General features: G+C 50.9%; 23 protein-coding genes. 21 read left to right on the top strand and 2 right to left on the bottom strand.

Annotation, left to right across the window (positions count from 1 at the left end; translation table 11 throughout):
• Window positions 1–8 precede the first annotated feature (8 nt).
• Genes flhF through EH243_RS04260 form a run of 12 tightly spaced genes read left to right on the top strand, consistent with a single transcriptional unit; the run spans window position 9 to window position 11,410 of the window.
• Window positions 9–1,514, top strand: coding sequence for a flagellar biosynthesis GTPase FlhF (flhF, locus tag EH243_RS04315; RefSeq protein ID WP_126157421.1), 1,506 nt, complete (start codon window positions 9–11; stop codon window positions 1,512–1,514).
• Window positions 1,515–1,540: 26 nt separating this feature from the next.
• A complete protein-coding gene (locus tag EH243_RS04310) occupies window positions 1,541–2,356 on the top strand; it encodes a MinD/ParA family protein (protein WP_126157420.1) in 816 nt (271 codons plus the stop codon).
• A gap of 29 nt (window positions 2,357–2,385) precedes the next feature.
• The gene (locus EH243_RS04305) at window positions 2,386–3,096 is read left to right on the top strand and encodes an RNA polymerase sigma factor FliA (protein WP_126157611.1); all 711 of its coding nucleotides are present in this window, start codon (window positions 2,386–2,388) and stop codon (window positions 3,094–3,096) included.
• A 60-nt stretch (window positions 3,097–3,156) separates the two neighbouring features.
• Window positions 3,157–3,531: a chemotaxis response regulator CheY gene (gene cheY, locus EH243_RS04300; RefSeq protein ID WP_478212946.1), complete on the top strand. Its 375-nt coding sequence runs from the start codon at window positions 3,157–3,159 to the stop codon at window positions 3,529–3,531.
• 9 nt (window positions 3,532–3,540) lie between these two features.
• Window positions 3,541–4,365: a protein phosphatase CheZ gene (locus tag EH243_RS04295; protein WP_126157418.1), complete on the top strand. Its 825-nt coding sequence runs from the start codon at window positions 3,541–3,543 to the stop codon at window positions 4,363–4,365.
• Window positions 4,366–4,377: 12 nt separating this feature from the next.
• Entirely contained in the window at window positions 4,378–6,537 is a 2,160-nt protein-coding gene (locus EH243_RS04290) for a chemotaxis protein CheA (RefSeq protein WP_126157417.1), read from the top strand.
• Window positions 6,538–6,576: 39 nt separating this feature from the next.
• On the top strand, window positions 6,577–7,671 hold the full coding sequence (locus tag EH243_RS04285; protein ID WP_126157416.1) for a protein-glutamate methylesterase/protein-glutamine glutaminase: 1,095 nt from the start codon (window positions 6,577–6,579) through the stop codon (window positions 7,669–7,671).
• Window positions 7,668–8,417: a flagellar motor protein gene (locus EH243_RS04280; protein WP_126157415.1), complete on the top strand. Its 750-nt coding sequence runs from the start codon at window positions 7,668–7,670 to the stop codon at window positions 8,415–8,417. Before EH243_RS04285 ends, EH243_RS04280 begins: the two co-directional genes overlap by 4 nt.
• 1 nt (window position 8,418) lies before the next feature.
• The gene (locus tag EH243_RS04275) at window positions 8,419–9,393 is read left to right on the top strand and encodes a flagellar motor protein MotB (protein WP_126157414.1); all 975 of its coding nucleotides are present in this window, start codon (window positions 8,419–8,421) and stop codon (window positions 9,391–9,393) included.
• A complete protein-coding gene (locus EH243_RS04270) occupies window positions 9,393–10,169 on the top strand; it encodes a ParA family protein (protein WP_126157413.1) in 777 nt (258 codons plus the stop codon). The genes EH243_RS04275 and EH243_RS04270 overlap by 1 nt, the downstream gene beginning before the upstream one ends.
• Window positions 10,166–11,005, top strand: a complete 840-nt coding sequence (locus EH243_RS04265; RefSeq protein ID WP_206441510.1) for a chemotaxis protein CheW — start codon at window positions 10,166–10,168, stop codon at window positions 11,003–11,005. The genes EH243_RS04270 and EH243_RS04265 overlap by 4 nt, the downstream gene beginning before the upstream one ends.
• 12 nt (window positions 11,006–11,017) lie before the next feature.
• Window positions 11,018–11,410 (top strand): DUF2802 domain-containing protein, encoded by a 393-nt coding sequence (locus EH243_RS04260; protein WP_126157412.1) that lies wholly within the window; start codon window positions 11,018–11,020, stop codon window positions 11,408–11,410.
• A gap of 29 nt (window positions 11,411–11,439) precedes the next feature.
• On the opposite strand, the gene EH243_RS04255 is transcribed toward EH243_RS04260, so the two are convergent.
• Window positions 11,440–11,709, bottom strand: coding sequence for an EscU/YscU/HrcU family type III secretion system export apparatus switch protein (locus EH243_RS04255; RefSeq protein WP_126157411.1), 270 nt, complete (start codon window positions 11,707–11,709; stop codon window positions 11,440–11,442).
• 12 nt (window positions 11,710–11,721) lie between these two features.
• Window positions 11,722–13,170 (bottom strand): flagellar hook-length control protein FliK, encoded by a 1,449-nt coding sequence (fliK, locus tag EH243_RS04250; RefSeq protein WP_126157410.1) that lies wholly within the window; start codon window positions 13,168–13,170, stop codon window positions 11,722–11,724.
• 168 nt (window positions 13,171–13,338) lie between these two features.
• Between fliK and ccmA the strand changes: the two genes are divergently transcribed.
• Genes ccmA through ccmI form a run of 9 tightly spaced genes read left to right on the top strand, consistent with a single transcriptional unit; the run spans window position 13,339 to window position 20,364 of the window.
• Window positions 13,339–13,977, top strand: coding sequence for a cytochrome c biogenesis heme-transporting ATPase CcmA (gene ccmA, locus EH243_RS04245; RefSeq protein ID WP_126157409.1), 639 nt, complete (start codon window positions 13,339–13,341; stop codon window positions 13,975–13,977).
• Window positions 13,978–14,012: 35 nt separating this feature from the next.
• Window positions 14,013–14,702, top strand: a complete 690-nt coding sequence (gene ccmB / locus EH243_RS04240) for a heme exporter protein CcmB (RefSeq protein ID WP_241234997.1) — start codon at window positions 14,013–14,015, stop codon at window positions 14,700–14,702.
• A gap of 19 nt (window positions 14,703–14,721) precedes the next feature.
• The gene (locus EH243_RS04235) at window positions 14,722–15,474 is read left to right on the top strand and encodes a heme ABC transporter permease (RefSeq protein ID WP_126157407.1); all 753 of its coding nucleotides are present in this window, start codon (window positions 14,722–14,724) and stop codon (window positions 15,472–15,474) included.
• Between the two features lie 10 nt (window positions 15,475–15,484).
• Window positions 15,485–15,664, top strand: coding sequence for a heme exporter protein CcmD (gene ccmD / locus EH243_RS04230; protein ID WP_126157406.1), 180 nt, complete (start codon window positions 15,485–15,487; stop codon window positions 15,662–15,664).
• Window positions 15,661–16,128, top strand: a complete 468-nt coding sequence (ccmE, locus tag EH243_RS04225) for a cytochrome c maturation protein CcmE (RefSeq protein ID WP_126157405.1) — start codon at window positions 15,661–15,663, stop codon at window positions 16,126–16,128. Before ccmD ends, ccmE begins: the two co-directional genes overlap by 4 nt.
• Window positions 16,125–18,086, top strand: coding sequence for a heme lyase CcmF/NrfE family subunit (locus EH243_RS04220; protein WP_126157404.1), 1,962 nt, complete (start codon window positions 16,125–16,127; stop codon window positions 18,084–18,086). Before ccmE ends, EH243_RS04220 begins: the two co-directional genes overlap by 4 nt.
• A 24-nt stretch (window positions 18,087–18,110) precedes the next feature.
• On the top strand, window positions 18,111–18,641 hold the full coding sequence (locus tag EH243_RS04215) for a DsbE family thiol:disulfide interchange protein (RefSeq protein ID WP_126157403.1): 531 nt from the start codon (window positions 18,111–18,113) through the stop codon (window positions 18,639–18,641).
• Window positions 18,641–19,114 (top strand): cytochrome c-type biogenesis protein, encoded by a 474-nt coding sequence (locus EH243_RS04210; RefSeq protein WP_126157402.1) that lies wholly within the window; start codon window positions 18,641–18,643, stop codon window positions 19,112–19,114. The genes EH243_RS04215 and EH243_RS04210 overlap by 1 nt, the downstream gene beginning before the upstream one ends.
• Window positions 19,111–20,364 carry a c-type cytochrome biogenesis protein CcmI gene (gene ccmI / locus EH243_RS04205; RefSeq protein WP_126157401.1) on the top strand — a complete coding sequence of 418 codons (1,254 nt, stop codon included), beginning with the start codon at window positions 19,111–19,113 and terminating at the stop codon, window positions 20,362–20,364. Before EH243_RS04210 ends, ccmI begins: the two co-directional genes overlap by 4 nt.
• Window positions 20,365–20,390 lie beyond the last annotated feature (26 nt).

Raw genomic sequence — 20,390 nt, 5'->3', positions numbered from 1 at the left:
AGACGGTTATGAAAGTTAAACGCTTTTTTGCTCCGGATATGAGGCAGGCCATGCAACGGGTCAGGGACGAGATCGGCCCGGATGCCGTGATCGTCTCTAATCATCGCGTGGCGGGTGGCGTTGAGGTCGTGGCTGCCCATGAGCATGAGTACGAAGCGGCGCAACAGGATTTTAAACGCAAGCGGGCGGTAGAGCACGCCCGTAAAGAATCGGCGCAACCCGCTAAATTGCAGAGTAATCTTGCTGAAGAGTTGCGTAAGGTTCAAGCGCGTATCGCGACTGCTCAGGAAGGCGCACCGGAACCTCGGCAAAAAAACCGCCAACTAGACGATGATGACGACGAGCTGAGTGAAATCCTCGATACCCTTAAGCGTCGCCAGCAAGGTCGACAGCAGCATCCGCCTCAGGTTCAAGAGCGTCCCGCTCGGGTAGCTGAACCGCGACTCGATCCCACTCGGCAGCGGCATGAATTTAAACCTGCAGCAGAAGCGCCTCGCGAAAGTGAACAAGACGCTATCCTTTCGTTACAGCAAGAAATTGAGTCCCTTAAAAGTCTGCTTAAACGTCCCCAAGCACCGGTGCTGGATGAAACGCCGAAAAGCGCACCGGTACCGCCTAAGCCTCTGCGAGCGAAATCTAATGTCGCTAAACGCCCCCGTCATGAGTTGGCTGACTCGGCCATCACGAAGGTGGAACGTCGCCTCGAGCGGATCGGCTTAGGGCCGCAGGTGAGTCGACAGCTATCCGCTAAAGTGGTTGATACGGATGAGCTTGATGATGCTTGGCGGACAACCCTGACGCGGTTTAGCGATCATATTCCGGTGATGGGCGAGGATTTTGTTGAACGTGGCGGCATGATCGCCTTCGTTGGGCCGACTGGGGTGGGCAAAACCACCACCATCGGCAAGCTGGCGGCGCGCTATGTCTTAAAACACGGCAGTTCAAGTGTGGCGCTGGTGACGACCGACTCCTATCGTATCGCGGCCCATGAGCAGTTGTTAACCTTTGGCCGTATCCTCGATGTGCCGGTACGGGTGGTGGATGAAAACAACTCCTTGGATGAGGTGTTAGGTTCGCTTCGGGGTAAACGGTTAGTATTGATCGATACCGCCGGTATGAACGCCCACGAACCGCACACTCAAGCACAGTTGAATATGTTAGAAGATGTGTCTGTGCGGCTGAAAAAGTTATTAGTGTTATCCTGTTCGAGTCAGCGACATGTGATTGAAAGTGCGTATGAAACCTATGCGCCACTGGGTTTAAGTGGCTGTGTACTGAGTAAATTGGATGAATCCGGTAATCTGGGCGAAGCGTTAGATCTGGTTATCGAGAATGGTTTGTCGGTGAGTTATGTGACCGATGGTCAGCGGGTGCCCGATGATATAGATGTGGCACACAAAAAAGATCTGGTAAGCCGAGCGGTGATTACGGCACAGAAAGCGAGCCGTAGTCGCCGTGTATTTCATGAACATCAGCAAGATAGGTTGGCCAGAGATGAGCATTGGGAGAGCTGATTTGTTAACACATACAGGAAACCGCCATGGGTAGTTCTCGACCGGTTAAGGTGATTGCTGTTACCGGTGGTAAAGGTGGCGTCGGTAAAACCAATGTCTCGGTCAATATGAGTCTGGCGTTAGGTGAGATGGGCCATCGAGTGGTACTGATGGATGCCGACCTAGGCTTGGCTAATGTGGATGTGTTGCTGGGCGTGAAAGCGAAGCGCAATATTTCCGATGTGTTATCCGGTGAATGTCGTTTGCAAGAGTTACTGATCGATGTTGGCACTAATGTCCGGATAGTACCGGCGGCATCCGGAACTCAAGCGATGACCTCTCTCAGCGTCCACGAACACTCGGAACTGATCCACGCATTCAGTGAGATTGCCGATGATCTCGATATCTTGGTGATCGATACCGCTGCGGGTATCTCTGAGGCGGTGGTGAGTTTTGTGAACGCCGCTCAGGATGTGGTGGTTGTGGTCTGTGATGAGCCGACGTCGATTACCGATGCCTACGCGCTGATGAAACTGCTGAATCGTGATTACAAAATGACCCGTTTTCGGGTATTGGCCAATATGGTCCGTTCTGAGCAGGAAGGACGGAACATGTATAACAAGTTATTAACAGTAACTGACCGCTTTCTTGACGTGACACTTCAATACCTGGGTTCAATCCCTTATGATGAAGCAGTCAGAAAGGGAGTGAAGCAGCAACGTGCTGTTTTAAAAGCGTTTCCGCAGAGTAAAGCGGCGTTGGCCTATAAACAGCTAGCGACGAAAGTAGACGCCTGGCCGATGCCTTCCAGCTCCCGGGGGCACCTTGAATTCTTTGTTGAGCGCTTGATTTCTGGCGCCTGAATAAATTATCAGAGTAGCGTATGGTCTCTATGTATAATCCGCTTCAGTTTAAGTCAAGTCAGGAGGTTATTGAGCAGCATACGACGCTGGTGAAGCGTATTGCTCATCACCTACTGGCAAGACTACCGAGTAATGTCGTACTGGAAGATCTGATTCAGGCCGGCATGGTGGGGCTATTGGAAGCGGCCAAAAAATATGATGCGAGCAAAGGGGCTAGCTTTGAAACCTATGCCGGCATTCGTATTCGCGGCTCTATTATCGATGAAGTCCGTCGTGGAGACTGGACGCCTCGCTCTGTACACCGTAATGGTCGTCGAGTTTCCGAAGCTATTCAGATTATCGAGTCGCGTACTGGCCGAGATGCCCAAGATGGGGAGGTTGCTGCGGAACTTGATATTAGTGTGACGGAATATCATGCATTATTGAAAGACTCATCTGAGAGTCGTCTGTTTAGTTTTGATAAATTGACGGGGCCTCAGGATGAAGGGCCAGGCGAAACCATTGCCAGTAATGAACCAAATCCTTCTGAAGAGTTTGAACAAAAAGATTTTATGAAGGCCATAGCCCTTGAAATACAGGGGTTGCCTGAACGTGAAAAACTTGTGTTGTCACTGTATTACGATGAAGAACTCAATCTTAAAGAGATTGGTAAAGTGCTTGGTGTGAGTGAATCACGAGTGAGCCAGATACATAGTCAGGCGGCATTACGATTACGTGGCCGTTTAAAAGAGTGGCGATGAGGTTGAACGAATACCGCATCGCTTAAAAGAGTGTTAGGAGGGATTGTCTTGAATAAAGACATGAAAATTCTGGTAGTAGATGATTTCTCAACAATGCGCCGGATTATAAAAAATCTGCTGCGTGACCTTGGATTTACCAATATTGTTGAAGCCGATGATGGTGCAACCGCGTTGCCTGTGTTGAAGTCGGGCGGTATCGATTTTTTGGTGACCGACTGGAATATGCCGAAGATGTCCGGCATTGATCTGTTGAAAACCGTGCGGGCTGACCCTTCACTGAGCCATATTCCGATCCTGATGGTGACGGCTGAGGCGAAACGGGACCAGATCATCATGGCGGCTCAGGCCGGTGTAAACGGTTATATTATTAAGCCATTTACCGCCGCGGTACTAAAAGAAAAGATAGATAAAATCTTTGAGCGCCTACAGGGCTAGGAGGCGTTAATGTCTGATTTTGAAACGTATTATGACCAGCATCTATTTGAGGCTGAACTGCAAACGCGAGCAGAGCGATTAGTCGATCTGCTGAATCAGGGGCAGTTGCCACAGGCAATGGATGAGGTGCAAGAACTCAATGAGATGCGCCATCGGGCGCTTTATCATGAAGTGGGCACCCTGACGCGGGCGGTCCATAACGCCATTGTTGGCTTTACCGATGATGTTAGCTCAGCCGAGTTGTTACAGGATTCTAAACAGCATATCGCTTCAATTTCAGACGCCACTGAACGTCTCTCCTATGTTATCGAACTGACGGAAACCAACGCCCATAAAACCATTGATCAGGTTGATGATGCGCTGCGATATGTGGCCTTGATCGAACAGGATGTGGTGCGGCGTCAAGAGCTGATTGATGAGTTGGCGGCACTGAAACAGGATCATCCTCAACTTGAAGCGCTGTATGAAAAAGCCTGTCGCTATGCGGTAGATCACTCCGTTACTTTAGCTAGCCTCAAAGAGAGTCTGATGGGTATCTTGCTCGCTCAAGAGTATCAGGATATTACAGGCCAGCTGATTAAGCGGGTGATTCAATTGGTCGCCGATATCGAAGAAAAACTAGTAGGTTTGATGGCTGTGGCCTCCCGAGTCAATAGTTTGGGAGCGTTGGCGACAAGCAAGGCTGTTGCCGGTGCCACCTCGGCAGACGTATCAGCGAGTGCCGAGCGTTCAGAGGCCAAAGGCGAAGGGCCGCAAATGAAAGGGCGTAACGAAGGGGCGGTCGCATCCAATCAGGATGATGTTGATGATCTGCTGTCTAGCCTCGGTTTTTAAAGGGTAATACGAATGTCCTTGAATGTTGATCAGGAAATACTGGAAGATTTTTTAGTCGAAGCCGGGGAAATTCTCGAACAGCTATCTGAACAGCTGGTCGATCTTGAACAGCACCCAGAGGATAGCGAGTTACTCAATGCTATCTTTCGCGGTTTTCATACGGTCAAAGGCGGCGCTGGCTTTTTACAGTTAGATCCGATGGTGGATTGTTGCCATAGCGCCGAAAATTTATTTGATCAGCTACGTAATGGCGCCTTACAGGTATCCTCAACACTGATGGACTTGGTGTTACAGGCATTGGATAACATCAATGCGATGTTTGAAACGGTGAAACAGGGCGGTTTTCCCGATCCGGTCGATCCGCAACTGTTAGCGGGTTTAAACGCAATGGCATCGGGTCAGGCAGCGGCGCCGGTGCAAACTTCAGTTGTGGCAGAAAAAATAATACAGCCGGCTCCCGTCCATAACGACGCGGCGGTGAGTGCTGAGTTCGATATGTTGGTGGGCGATCTGGGCAATAACGCAGACGCCACCTCAGACCTGATCACCGAAGAAGAGTTTGATGATCTGTTAGATCAATTGCACGGTGCCCATGGTGCACCGGGTACTGTATCACCGACTTCCGATCTGATTACCGAAGATGAGTTTGATAATCTACTGGATACACTGCATGGCCCTGGTGGTGCGCCGGGTGTTAGCCCAGCAGGTAATGTAGAGAGCAGTGCTGATGCGGAATTTGATCAGTTGCTCGGTGCGGTAGCGCCTTCAGTGACGGCTAGCCCTGTCACGCCTGCCGGTAGCGAGCTGATTACGGATGATGAGTTCGAAAATTTATTAGATGATCTACAGTCTAAAGGGGAAGGTGCTTTTGCTGCGGTTGCCGCTGCGCCCGCTGTAGCCCCTGTTGTGCAGGTAAAGCCGGCGTCGACTGCGCCGGTTGTAGCCGATAGTGAACATGCTCAAGCGCCCACAGCGGCTAAATCTCAGCCGCAGCAGCATAAACCGGTCGCCGAAAGTAATGTACGGGTGGATACCCGTTTGCTGGATCAGATCATGAACATGGTCGGTGAGCTGGTGTTGGTGCGCAACCGTTTAGTTCGATTGGGTACCGAGGTCGATGATGGGGATATGTCCAAAGCCTTGGCATCCCTCGATATGGTGACCGCCGACCTGCAGATGTCGGTCATGAAAACCCGTATGCAGCCGGTTAAAAAAGTATTTGGGCGTTTTCCCCGTTTGGTTCGAGATCTCTCTCGCCAGTTGCATAAAGAAGTTAATCTTGAGCTACGGGGCGAAGATACCGATCTGGATAAAAACCTCGTTGAAGCCCTAGCTGATCCACTGATTCACCTCGTTAGAAACGCTATCGATCATGGTATTGAAGAGCCTGCCGTACGGGAGGCTAATGATAAACCCCGTGAAGGCCATGTCTTGCTGTCGGCGGAGCAGGAAGGTGATCATATCCTGCTGGTGATTGAGGATGATGGCGCGGGTATGGACCCAGACCTACTACGAAATCTGGCGGTTAAACGGGGGATGCTTGATCAGGAAGCGGCTGCGCGCTTGACGGATCATGAGTGTTATAACCTGATCTTTGCCGCAGGATTTTCGACCAAAGAGCAGATCTCCGATGTTTCTGGCCGTGGTGTTGGGATGGATGTGGTGAAAACCAAAATCTCTCAACTGAACGGGAAGCTGGATGTCGATTCGACTCTGGGGATGGGGTCGCGCATTGAGATACAGGTGCCGCTGACCCTCGCTATTATGCCAACGCTGATGGTGCTACTAGAACAGCAAGCGTTTGCGCTGCCACTGGTGAACGTGAATGAGATATTTAACCTCGACCTGACCCAAATTAATATGGTGGATGGTCAGCAGGTTATTATTGTGCGTGATAAAGCGATGCCGCTGTTCCATTTGAAACGCTGGTTGATGAAAGGGTTCGAGAAGGATCCATTGCCTGAAAATGGCCATGTCGTGATCACCAATGTCGGTACGATGCAGGTCGCCTTTGTGGTTGATCAGCTTGTCGGCCAAGAAGAGGTGGTGATTAAACCGCTCGGTTCTGTTTTACATGGAACCCCTGGATTGTCCGGCGCCACTATTACCGGTGATGGACGGATCGCTTTGATTATTGATATTCCCAGCCTGCTGAAGGCATACGCTAGTTGAGCATGATATACGCTCGGCAGACTTATACTGGATAACTGTATGGCCGTTCGAGTTTTAGTGGTTGATGATTCATTTTTCTTTCGTAACCGTATCAAGCAAATATTGGCTAATCACCCCGATATTACGGTGGTGGATACGGCGAAAGATGGCGTGGAAGCGGTGGAGAAAGCTAAACAGCTGAAGCCGGATGTTATCACCATGGATGTCGAGATGCCGAAGATGGACGGCATCACCGCCTTAAAGCAGATCATGCATGAATGCCCTTGTCAGGTGATTATGCTCTCCTCGCTCACCCGTCGCAGCGCATCGGTTACCCTTGAAGCCTTAGCTCAAGGGGCAGCGGATTACATGGAGAAAGATGCTAGGGCTTGGGTGTCTGGCTCAGGCTCAGAGGAATCCGCACATATTGAAAGTATTCTGGCAGAAAAAATTCTTGTATTAGGGCGGCAGAAACAACGGCCAGCCTCTTTTATCAGCGCTAGAACTCAAGAACATGCCGTTAGTGCAACCGCCATCCCCAGAGCGTCGCGGGTCGATAAGCAGGCTCATGGGGTTCATTGGCCTGAGTGTGATATTGTCACCATCGGTTCTTCTACCGGTGGCCCCGCGGCGTTACAGTTTATTTTGACGCAGATTCCCGCTGATTTTCCCGTGCCTATTCTACTGACGCAGCACATGCCGAAAGCTTTCACCTCGGTCTTTGCGAAGCGTCTCGATGACCTCAGTCTTATCTCGATTAAAGAAGCCGAAAATGGCGATCAGCTTAAACCTGGACATGCTTATCTCGCACCGGGTGGACAGCAGATGATCTTAGATCCCGCAAACTCTGGGAAATTGATTATCCGCGCGAGTGATGAGCGGATGACGTATAAACCCAGTGTCGATCTTACCTTTGCCTCGGTGGCTAAAGGCTATGGGAACAGGGCGCTGGCGCTCGTCATGACGGGGATGGGCGCAGATGGTTGCGACGGGGCGCGTATTTTGAAAAATGCGGGGGCAACGGTTTGGGCGCAGGATAAAGAGAGCTGTACTATTTTTGGTATGCCGAAGGCGATTATTCAAGCGGATTTAGCCGATGCGGTACTCAATCTAGACAGCATCCGGCAGCTATTTAACCATTGGGGGCATCGATGAACCTCGTAAGTTTGAGTGGCATACTGCTGGCGGTTATTGCCATTTTTGGCGGTAACTACCTCGAAGGGGGCGGTTTTGATGAGCTTTTTGACGTTCCCGCGTTATTGATTGTGGTCGGCGGTACCTTTGCGGCGGTGCTGATTCAGTCATCCCCAGGGGAGCTTTCACGTGCGATCAAACTATCGGCGAGCGTGTTTGGTAAGGACGATTTAGATTACCGCGAAGGGGTCAATAATATTGTTAACTGGTGTGTGCTTGCCCGTCGCAAAGGCTTATTAGCCTTGGAGGATGAGATTGCCGGGCAGAGTGATAGCGTTGTGCGCAACGGCCTGCAGATGCTAGTGGATGGCCGCACCTCTGATGTTATCCGTTTGACCCTAGAAACAGAGTTAGTTAGCCGTGAAAATCGCGATTTACAGGCGGCGAAGGTGCTGGAGAGTATGGGAGGTTATGCGCCAACCATGGGTATTATAGGCGCGGTGCTGGGGCTGATCCATGTGATGTCTAACCTCGCTGATCCGGCTAATCTTGGCTCCGGTATTGCCACCGCTTTCGTGGCAACCATCTACGGCGTGGCGATTGCTAATTTACTGTTTTTGCCGCTATTTAATAAGATTCGTGCGATGGTGCTGAAACGGTTTTATTTTCAGGAGATGATGCTAGAAGGATTGTTGTCGATCGCTGAGGGCCAGAATCCGCGCATTATTCAATTAAGACTACAGGGCTATCTGGAGCAGGAGTCTTAAGGTGGCCAGGCGTAGAGTTGATGAACAGGATGCACATTCTCAGCGTTGGGTTATCTCCTATGCTGATTTTTTGACATTGTTGTTGGCTTTATTCGTGGTGATGTATGCCATGTCTTCGGTGAATGAAGAGAAATATCGGCAGGTTGCCGAATCATTGGCCGGTGTGTTTTCTCAACAGTCGGTGTTGAGCTCGCCGGTCGGTAGTCCAACGGATGTGTTGCCCACCGGCGTGGGGGTGTCCCATGGTGAGGCCAATCAAGAGACCTCGGTGGTTAAAATAGTGCCACCTAAACCGGAAAATAGCGCCGCGCTGAAAGCGATCGGTGAACAGTTGCAGATGCAGTTTAAAAAATTGATCGGCAGCGGGCATGTTGCGGTACAGAGCAACAACCTCTGGGTGGCATTAGAGTTGGGCGCCAATCTTGTTTATCCCGAAGGGGGAGCGTTGCCAGCGATTACGAGTGACCCGGTATTTGAACGGGTGGCGAAAATACTCAAACAGTATGACAACCCTATTCACGTTGAAGGCTATACTGATAATCAGTTTATTTCATCGGATCGTTACCCCTCTAATTGGGAGCTATCCGCCGCGAGAGCTGCCGGTGTGGTGCGAATTTTGGAGATGAACGGCGTGCCACCGCAGCGAATGGCGGCAGTCGGCTATGGAGAATATCAACCGTTAGCCGACAACGGCACCGAAGTTGGTCGCCGAATCAATCGGCGCATTGTTATCGTGGTCACCCGTGATCGTAAAACTCAGCGGGTGGTTTCGGCTTTTGGTAGCGAGCAAGTCAGTGAGGATGCAGTGAGCACGATTTTGACTGAAAGTGGCTTGCCTGAATCAGCTATAAAAACCGTGAAGGATGAGCAGGGACGGATTAGCTTTAAGCGCGAAGAACCCACTCAACCTCTGGATACAGAAACATTAACGTCGCCGGAGAGCTTCTCTCCGCAGGCACAGGAGTTACCGCAATAATGCAAGTATGGGCGGTTGCTAATCAGAAAGGTGGTGTCGGTAAAACCACGACGGCGGTTGCATTGGCTGGGCTATTAGCTGATGCCGGGCAGCGGGTACTGCTGGTGGATTTAGATCCTCACGGTTCGATGACCAGTTATTTTAAATATGACCCCGATGAGTTAGAAAACAGTGTATACGACCTGTTTCAACTCGGTCGCGAGGTGGATCTTAAACTGCTGGAGCCATTGTTGATGCCGACCTCGAACGCGGGCATCGACCTTATACCGGCAACCACAGCACTGGCCACACTGGAACGCAAATCAGGCGGTCAGGAAGGCATGGGGCTACAGATCGCTAAAGCGTTACGTCTCGTTAAAGACCGTTATGATTATGTGCTGATCGATAGTCCACCGGTGTTAGGTGTGTTGATGATCAACGCTTTAGCTGCCTGTGGTCATCTGTTAGTACCGGTACAAACCGAGTTTCTCGCGATGAAGGGGCTCGAGCGAATGCTGCGAACTATTGCGATGATTAATCGGGCGCGTAAACGGCAGTTGACCTATACCTTGATCCCCACATTTTATGACCGCACGATTCCGGCCTCCGTGAGTTGTTTACGGGAGTTGCATCAGCGATTTGTTGATCATATGGCCGCATCAGTAGTGCCGGTGGATAGTAAGTTTATTACCGCGAGTGCAAAGGGCGTGACACCGTCTGAGCTGGATTTAACCATGCCGGGCGTGCAGGCGTATATCCGTATTTTACGCGGTTTGGCGGAACGGAGCAGAGCATGAGTGACGGGCAATTGAACCGGCAGCAACAACTGGTGAAAGAGTATCTGGATGCCTTGCTGAAAGATGATCATAGCTCCAGCAGTGTCGACGCTGAGCTGGAACTCGCGCAAGAGCAAGCGATGGCGGCGGATATCAGTGAGGCCCCTAGTGTGTTGGATCTGCCAAAAGCAGGCCCCGAGATGGAAGATATTGCACTGGAAGAGCTAGAAATAACATTGGATATGCAGCCTCAGTCATTTGATACTGTTCAACCAGAACCAGAACCAGAACCAGAACCAGAACCAGAACCAGAACCAGAACCAGAACCAGAACCAGAACCAGAACCAGAACCAGAACCAGAACCAGAACCAGAACCAGAACCAGAACCAGAACCAGAACCAGAACCAGAACCAGAACCAGAACCGGCTGAGCCACTGCAATGTCTGTTGGTGAAAATGTACGGGGTTAGGTTAGCCTTACCGATTAAATATCTGCAGGGTGCCCATGATATTAGCACCATGAAGTTGGGCTTGAATCATAGTGCTGATTGGGTGTTAGGCAGCTATGATGAGTCCGGTACGCTGGTGCGGGTGGTCGATACCGGTATGTGGACGATTCCCGAGCGTTATGAGCCCGATAAAGCGGATTACTCTGAATTGATCAAGATTAAAGATGCCGGCTGGGCGATCACCATCGATTCGATGATCGGTTCCCAAGCGATTGAAGAAGACAGTATTACGTGGAATAACAACCCGCAAGCCAGGCCTTGGCTGTTGGGTACCTGTATGGAGCACCAATGTGCAGTGATGAATATCCCCGCGTTATTAGATGGCCTCAATGCGGCCCGACATCAGTGAAGAGGAGATAAGATGATCTGGTTAGCCTTGGCGGTAGTCGCCTTGATCGCATCGGTATCGGTAGGATATACGATTCATGCCCGACGACAGTTACAGCAGCATCAGCGACAGTATGAAGCGCTGATCAATGTGCTGCGCAATGAGATTCAAGCCCTGACGAGTAGTTCTATCGGCATGGGGCATCGGTTGATGGATGTGGAAAATCAGCTCAATATTACCGCTGAAAAACAGCAGGAATTAGCGAATCGTGACCCCGGCGTGTTGGCCTATAATCAGGCGGCTCGGTTGATGGAAATGGGCGCTGATGTCGATGATCTGGTTAAAAACTGCGGCATTGGTCGACCCGAAGCCGAACTGATGGCCTTGTTACATAAAGAGATCGCGGCGCCTGATAAACAGGGTTGATCTTGTTATGGCGGGAGAAAGCGTTCGCTTTAATTTGTCCCATTCTTTAGCTTATAGGTAAAAGCAATAATTTCGGCGATGGCACGATACAGGCTCTCTGGAATTTCATCGCCGAGTTCCAAGCGTAACAGCACTTCAACCAGCTCCGGGCTCTCATGGATATGTACATCATGCTCCTTGGCGAGCCGGATGATCTGCTCGGCAATCACACCCTGTCCTTTCGCCGTTAGCGTTGGGGCACCTTCATGATCGTAGTTCAGGGCAATGGCTTTCTGATACTCGTCTGCTTTTTTGCTCATCTTTGGGCTCGCTTAGGTCGTAACATCGATTAGTGGCTCGATTCGGTTGATCGCTTTCGGCGCTGCACCTTCACTGCAATGGGTTGATTGAATGCTAAAGCCCTGCTGATGTAGCTGCTGATTGAACTCGGGTAGTTTGTCATTTAACTCCTCTGCAACCTCCGCTTGGCTACACCAAAAATGAGCGGTTATCTGATGTTCATCCTCCAGCACCAGTTCCGCATCAATGGTGCCCTGTTGTTCTAGATCAAAGTGTAGTCTGACGCGCCATGAGTGTTGCCATTCATCCTCAGAGAGCTGGCGGCGGTGTTCGGATATTTTGAGTTCGACATTATCGAGCTGTTCACCATTTTTAACCGGAAGGTCCAGGGTGAAAAAACGTTCTACACCGTCATTGTTTGTGCGGGTGTTTTGTAGGCTTTCTAACTGGTTGCTGGTGACTCGGTTGAGCAAGCCTTTCACAATATCTTGTAGCTGCTGTCGTGCCTGTTCCGGCAGTTTATCCGCTTGCTGTAATAGCTGATTGAGCTGATATTTCATCTCATTACTGGTGATCAGCTTACCGGGATTCGCTAGGTTGCTCTCGGTAAATAGACCGCCATTGAGTAAGTTTTGTTTTACCCCCGTTTGAGCGTCTGCCGCGGAGCTTGTTTTGACACCAAACAGGCTCAGTATTGAGCTGATCGCACTATTAACAGGGCTTTTCTCGCCCCCGGTTTTGTTATTGAGTTGCTGAAGCTTGAGTAGACTGCCGGCAACCGGTTGTTGGGTGGGTAACACATAGCGTAATGCGTCGTTGATCGTATTGTTGAGATTCTGGTTCTGGGTGGATGCAGGGAGAGGCTGTATCTGAACCTGTTGATCGGAGGTTCGGGTCAACACCACTTTACCATCAAAGGGTAGTGCTTGATTGAGCGACAGGGGCACGCTACGACCATTAATCGTTGCGAGAAGGTTGCCCTCGCTTGCGCCTGTCCGCACGGCCACCGTCAGAGTCGCCAACACAGGGCGGTTTAGCGGTAATAGTGAGTTGATTTGCGTGGCGGCGCTGGCCGGAATCGTTGCCGTTGTGCCCGCGGATGTTTGTGTACTGGTCTTTAGTGGGATAAGCGGTTGATTGGCGGCTGTGTTTTGGTTGTTCGTTGCTGGCGTGCCTAGGGTGTTAGGCTGGGCCGCTGGAGATTGATTGGGCGTGCTACTCAGGAGCAACTGACCGGCGGCGGTTCGCGTGAGTGTGGCCGTGCTGCCTGACGGTAGTGACTGGTCACTCTTCAATTGATAGAGCTGACTGCCCAGTTGTACTTGCAGGTTAAACTGATTAGGCCGTGAAGCATCGGCGCTGCTTTGGCGAACGTTAATTTGCGTTGGCGTATTTAGCGGCAAAGCACGCACCAGTTCGGTGGCCGATAGCGATTTACCCGCGCTGCTTTGCAGATTTTGTATGCTCAGCGGATTAAGCATTAGCGATTTTCCTGCACCGGCTCAACACCTTCATAGTTCTTTTAACCGAGTTATGCACTACGGCTGTTTATTTTGTATATAATGCCTTGCTTTCGGCGGATATTGCTAATTATAAAGGTAGGCATTGCCGTTTTTACTTTTTGAAGTGGCTTTTTTGAGGTTGCCCTGTTGTCCACACCCAGACTGAAAATCGAGAATCTGTTCTGCGAACGGGATGAGCGAGTGCTTTTTGAAGCGCTTTGCTTCGAAGTGCACGCGGGTGAAGTGATTCAGATAGAAGGCCAGAATGGCAGTGGTAAAACCACCTTGTTGCGTATTCTTAGTGGCTTGTCATCTCACTTCGAGGGGGATATCTACTGGCAAGGGGAGCATCTTGAAAAGTGTGCCTCGGAATACCGTGAAGCGTTACTCTATTTTGGTCATCAGCCGGGCGTTAAGGCGGTGCTGACACCGCGGGAAAACCTCCATTGGTATGCCTCACTGCACCCCGATATGGCGCTGGAGCAACTTGATTATGCGCTGATGCAGGTGGGTTTGACCGGTTATGAAGATGTGCCCTGTCATACGCTGTCTGCAGGGCAGAATCGTCGTGTCAGTTTGGCGCGGCTTTATCTGAGCCGAGCGCCACTATGGATTTTGGATGAGCCCTTTACGGCGATCGATAAACAAGGTGTCGCTGCACAAGAGGCGCTGATGATGGCCCATGCCGAGCAGGGAGGGAGCGTTATTCTGACGACCCATCATGAGCTGGCGATGGGTGATAAAATACGCCGACTTAATCTTGATCAATTAGCGGGAACTTTATGAGTGATAGTATGCCTAATCGACCGGAAGTCGACGCTATGATCACCGAGTGCCGAGTTGATGGCCCGTTTTGGGGGGCATTAAAAAGAGAACTGCTACTGTCGTATCGGCGTAAGAGTGATCTGGTCAACCCACTGATTTTCTTTTTGATGGTGGCGACCCTGTTTCCGTTAGGGGTTAGCCCCGATCCCACTTTTTTGGCTGATGTGGCGCCGGGTGTGGTCTGGGTTGCCGCGTTGTTGGCAACCCTGCTATCGATGGATAGCCTGTTTCGTTCTGATTTTGAAGACGGAACTCTGGAACAAATTTTACTTAGCCCGCAGCCGCTCTATTTAGTGGTGCTGGCGAAGGTGCTGGGCCACTGGATGTTAACCGGTTTGCCCTTGACTATTTTGGCTCCGCTGCTGGGCGTCATGTTGTTTTTACCCAGCGATGGTATGTGGGGATTGGTGCTGAGCCTATTGCTTGGCACGCCAACCTTAAGCTTGGTGGGCGCGATTGGCGCCGCGCTAACCGTTGGTTTACGCAAAGGCGGCGTGTTGATCTCGTTGCTGGTTTTGCCGCTTTATATTCCGGTACTTATTTTTGGTAGCGCGGCGGTACAGGGTGCTGTGACAGGCCTGCCCCTAGGGGGATATTTGGCCATTCTTGGAGCCATGTTGTCTCTGGGTTTGGTGTTGGCTCCGCTGGCAATAGGTGCCGCATTGAGAATTAGTGTAAGTGGGTAAATCCCCGAAAGGTTGAAATATGGCTGAAAAGAAGTGGATGCCACGTTGGTTTTATCAACTGGCTTCTCCCCGCTGGTGTTATGACATTACCGGTAAATTACTACCGATATTTGCGATAGCGGCATTGTTGACCTTGGTGGTCGGGACGGTTTGGGCGTTGGCTTTTGCGCCTGCGGACTACCAGCAAGGCAATAGCTTCCGCATCATCTATATCCATGTGCCGGCATCTATCTTGGCGCAGTCCTGCTATATGCTGATGGCAGTGGCGGGCGCAATCGGCCTTATCTGGAAGATGAAAATCGCCGATATGGTGGCGAAATGCTGTGCACCGATTGGCGCTTCTATCGCTATCTTGTCGTTAGCGACCGGTGCCATCTGGGGTAAACCGACGTGGGGCTCTTGGTGGGTGTGGGATGCACGACTAACCTCGATGTTGATACTGTTTTTTCTGTATTTGGGGATTATTGCCCTGAATTCTGCCATTGAAAGCGAGCGCACGGCGGCCCAGTCGACGGCGGTGCTGGCCTTGGTGGGGCTGGTTAATATTCCGATTATTAAATACTCCGTCGATTGGTGGAATACACTCCATCAGCCGGCTACTTTCACACTGACCGAGCGTCCCGCGATGCCATCTGAAATGTGGCTGCCACTGTTGGTCATGGTGATCGGTTTTTACTGTTTCTTTGCCGTAGCAATGATGCTGCGGTTGCGCAATGAAATTATTCAACGTGAGCGTCGTAGCAGTTGGGTACGCGCCTTGATGGCTAATTGAGGGTATCAGTTTGAGTTTCGAATCATTTGCCGAATTTATCGACATGGGCGGTCACGGCCTCTATGTCTGGCTGAGTTATGCGATCGCACTGGCGGTGATCGCGATCAATATCGTCAATCCTCTGATGCAAAAGCGTCAGATCTTTAGTGAGCAAGCCCGCCGGCTGCGCAGGGAGAAACAAAACCCATGAACCCTAAACGTAAACAGCGCCTGATTATTGTGCTTTTTATTGTCTTTGGTGCCGCCACCGCTGTCGGGTTGGTGATGTACGCGCTTAACCAAAATATAAACCTATTTTATTCGCCCACCGATATTGTCGAACAAAAAGCGCCGGAAAGGACCCGTATCCGAGCCGGCGGCATGGTGGTTGAAGGTAGTGTGAAGCGGGATACCGAAAGCTTGGACGTGACCTTCGAGATGACTGACTTTGCTAACAAGGTGACGGTTCACTTTACGGGTATTCTGCCGGACCTTTTCCGTGAAGGGCAGGGGATCGTTGCTCAGGGTGAGATGAACAGTGATGGCGTGTTCGAAGCCGTCGAAGTGCTTGCGAAACATGATGAAAACTATATGCCACCGGAAGTCGCCGAAGCGTTAGAAAAAGCCGGTAAGATGCCGGAGCAGATGCGCGCTAAAGGAGCCCAGCCGTTATGATTCCAGAATTAGGACAATACGCGCTGATTTTAGCGCTCTGTATGTCTGCCTTACTGGCGGTTGTGCCGATGGTCGGCGCTTCCATGGGTAATACGCTGATGATGAACTATGCCCGCCCGTTATCGGTGGGGATGTTTTTCTTTTTGGCGATCAGTATTACCTGTTTGGGTTACTCCTTTGTCGTTGATGATTTTTCCGTCGTCTATGTGGCCACCAACTCCAATACCCTGTTACCTTGGTATTTTAAGATCAGTGCGGTCTGGGGTGGGCATGAGGGCTCCTTGCTACTGTGGGTGTTTATTCTCAGTGGTTGGACCGTGGCGGTGGCCTTCAAAAGTAAAAACATGCCGATCGAGATCGTTGCCCGAGTGTTAGGGGTGATGGGGATCGTGGCCGTTGGTTTTACGCTCTTTACCCTGATGACTTCCAGCCCATTTGATCGACATCTGCCGGCGTTTCCGTTGGAAGGTGGCGATCTTAATCCGTTGCTGCAGGATATCGGGCTGATTATTCACCCACCGATGCTCTATATGGGCTATGTGGGCTTCTCTGTCGCCTTTGCTTTCGCTATTGCTGCGTTGCTTACCGGTCGTCTCGATTCTGCTTGGGCCCGTTGGTCTCGTCCTTGGACGAGTATTGCTTGGGCTTTCCTGACCCTAGGTATCGGTTTGGGTAGCTGGTGGGCGTATTACGAGCTTGGCTGGGGTGGCTGGTGGTTCTGGGATCCTGTGGAAAACGCTTCTTTCATGCCTTGGTTAGTAGGCACGGCGCTGGTGCATTCACTGGCGGTGACCGAAAAACGGGGTGTGTTTAAGAGTTGGACCGTATTGCTGGCGATCTTTGCCTTCTCTTTGAGTCTGCTCGGCACCTTCCTCGTGCGCTCCGGTGTGTTGACCTCGGTGCATGCGTTCGCGTCCGATCCCGACCGTGGTTATTTTATTCTGGCGCTGTTGGTTATTACCATCGGTGGCTCTTTGGTGCTCTACGCGGTAAAAGCGGGGAATGTGAAGAGTGAATCCAGCTTTGCTTTGTTATCCCGTGAAACCATGCTGTTGATTAATAATATCCTCTTGGTCGTCTCGGCGATGATGGTATTGCTCGGCACTATCTATCCATTGATTGTGGATGCGATGGGGTGGGGTAAGATCTCGGTTGGCCCGCCATATTTTAACTCGCTGTTTATTCCTTTGATGTTGCTGATTCTTGGCGCGATGGGGGTCGGTGTGGCTGCTCGGTGGCGGGAAACGTCACTGACCTATTTGCTACAGCAGCTATGGTTGCCAGCGGTATTAAGCCTGATTGCCGGGCTGTTATTCCAATACTATTATGCCGAGAGCTTTAATCTAACGGTTGCCGGTGTGATGACGCTGGTGTTCTGGGTGGTCTTTACCAGCATCAAAGATTTTTGGCGCAAGGTCGCGGGTCGCAGTAACCTGAAAAAAGCCTTAACAGGTATGTCCCGTAGCTATGTGGGCATGATGCTAGCTCACTTCGGGATCGCGGTAGCGGTTGTGGGTGCACTGATGGTTAGCATCTATAACGAAGAACGAGACCTGCGAATGGCGCCGGGTGATGTGCTGCATTTTAGTGACTATCAGTTTGAGTTTTTAGGCGCACAGAAAAAACAGGGGCCTAACTATACCGCTGATGTGGGGGTGATACGGGTGCTTTATAAAGGCGACTTTTACGGTGAGTTAAAACCGGAAAAACGCTTCTACCCTGCCCGAGGCAATGTGATGACTGAAGCGGATATCGATCCTGGTTTGTTCCGTGATCTTTATGTGGCGTTGGGCGAATCCTTAGGCGATGGTGCTTGGGCCGTGCGGGTGCAGTACAAACCCTATGTTCGCTGGCTCTGGTTAGGTGGCTTGCTGATGACCGCTGGTGGTCTCCTGGCGGCGACCGATCCTCGATACCGTAAACAGGCCCGGCGGGAAGCTGCCCGGGCTGCGGCTTGATTAAGTGTTTCAATAGGTATAACGATGCGTCGATTAATTGTTATTGTTCCCCTAGTGTTGTTTGTTGCACTAGGGCTGTTTCTTTGGAACGGTATTGGTAAAAATACCGAAAGCATACCGTCACCGCTGATCAATAAGCCGGTACCTGCGTTTAGTTTGTCTGATCTGCTCGATGAGCAACAGACCATTACCGCTGCCGATCTAAAAGGGCGCCCAGCACTGCTGAATGTTTGGGCAACCTGGTGCCCGACCTGTAAAGAGGAGCATGCCCAGCTAAACCGTATGGTTCAGAATGAAGGCATTACGATCTACGGCGTTAACTACAAGGATGATCGCGAGAAAGCGAAGATCTGGCTGGATAATTACAGAAATCCTTACGCTCTGAATATTTATGATCCAGACGGAAAACTTGGATTAAATCTAGGGGTTTATGGTGCGCCGGAAACCTTTCTGTTGGATGCTCAAGGAATTATCCGTTACAAGCATATCGGTGCGATCGATGAGCGGGTCTGGAGTGATTTGCGTGAGCGTATGAAACAGCTGGAGGTGAACTGATGATCCGCCATGTTTTATGGGTGATACTGCTGAGTGTTAGCACGTTAGCCAGTGCCGCCATCGATACTTATGAATTTAAGGACAATGCTACCCGTGAGCGGTTTCAATCGCTAGCGGCTGAGTTGCGCTGCCCTAAGTGTCAGAATCAGAATATTGCTGATTCCAATTCGCCGATCGCCGAAGATCTGCGTAACGAGTTACACCGCATGCTGGAAGAGGGTGCTGACGACCAGCAGGTAATTGATTTTATGGTCGGTCGCTACGGTGAATTTGTTCTCTATCGGCCGCGGGTGACCGAGCAAACCTATCTGCTATGGTATGGGCCAGCGGGTTTGCTGCTGATTGGTGTGGTCGTGGTGTTGTTGGTGAGTGGCAAACGCAAAAAGGCCGAGCCGGGTAAACCCAAGGCTAACCTGAGTGATGTGGAAAAACAAAAGCTCGATCAGTTATTGAAACAGGAACAAACTAAATGACGGCGTTATGGTTAGGTATTGCACTGCTTTCACTGCTGGCGGTGGCATTCGTTCTATATCCGGTTTATCAAGGACGTCAGTCTGGGGCGGAGAATCAGGCGGATGTCGATCGTCGCGAACTGAATATCTCTATCTACGAAGAGCGTCTTGCCGAGCTTAATCATGAGCGTGCAGCGGGCAACCTCGATGAGGAAAACTTTGCCTCGTTGAAGCTCGAATTAGAACGCAACCTGCTCCAAGACGTGGATGATACCGTTAGTTCATCCAGTAAACCCTTGATCATTACCTCCCGTGGCGTTATCACGGCGTTTGTACTGGCAATCTTGGTGCCGGCAGCGGGGTTAGCTATCTATTCAGAGCAAGGGCGCTCAGGTGACTTAGCCATCGCAATCAACGGCCCTATCGATCCATTTAATGGTAAAACACCGACGGTTGAAGAAGCGGTGACCGCCCTGCAAAACCGTCTTGCACAGGAACCAGAAAACCCTCAGGGTTGGTATCTGCTGGCAAACACCTTTATGAGCATGCAAAACTACCCAGCGGCAGCAGAAGGGTATAGCAACGCGTTAAAATATTTACCAGAAGAGGCACCGCAATATGCCGGTGTGAATGGTCAATATGCCCAAGCGCTGTTTTTTGCCAATCAAGGGCAGTTGAATGATCAGATTAATAACGAAGTCGAAAAAACGCTGTCGATCGATCCCTATGAAGTGACGGCACTGGGTCTGCTAGGTATTGCGGCCTACGAGAAGGAAGACTATCGCCAGGCAATGGCATTCTGGCAGAAAGGGCTTCGTAATGCGGTAGATGAGCAGGCGGATTCACTCAAGTCGGGTATTCGTTCGGCTCGGGATAAATTGTTGGCGGCAGGTGAGACGGTTCCCGATCTACCTGAATTAGCCGAGGTGAAATTGACATTGTCCGTGAGCCTCGACCCCGCGTTGCGTAGTCGTGTGACGCCCGATATGACGTTGTTTGTCTTAGCCCGTCCAGTCGGTGGACGCATGCCACTGGCGGCTAAGCGCTTGACGGTCGCTGATCTGCCGTTGACCGTGGTGTTGGATGATAGTAGCTCTATGAGTCCACAAGCGAAGCTGTCGGGAGCCGAAACCGTTGAGTTGGTCGCGCGGATATCGGCGTCAGGACAACCGACGCCTCAGCCGGGTGATTTGAGCGGAATCATTTCTTCTGTTGCTGTTCATGGACAAGTTGATATATTAGAACTGTCTATTGATCACGTCGTTGAATAATTGATGAAATCCAGCACAGGTATTTC

Source organism: Amphritea opalescens (genome assembly GCF_003957515.1).
Classification (GTDB): Bacteria; Pseudomonadota; Gammaproteobacteria; order Pseudomonadales; family Balneatricaceae; genus Amphritea; species Amphritea opalescens.
This window is presented reverse-complemented; position numbering and strand designations above follow the sequence as displayed.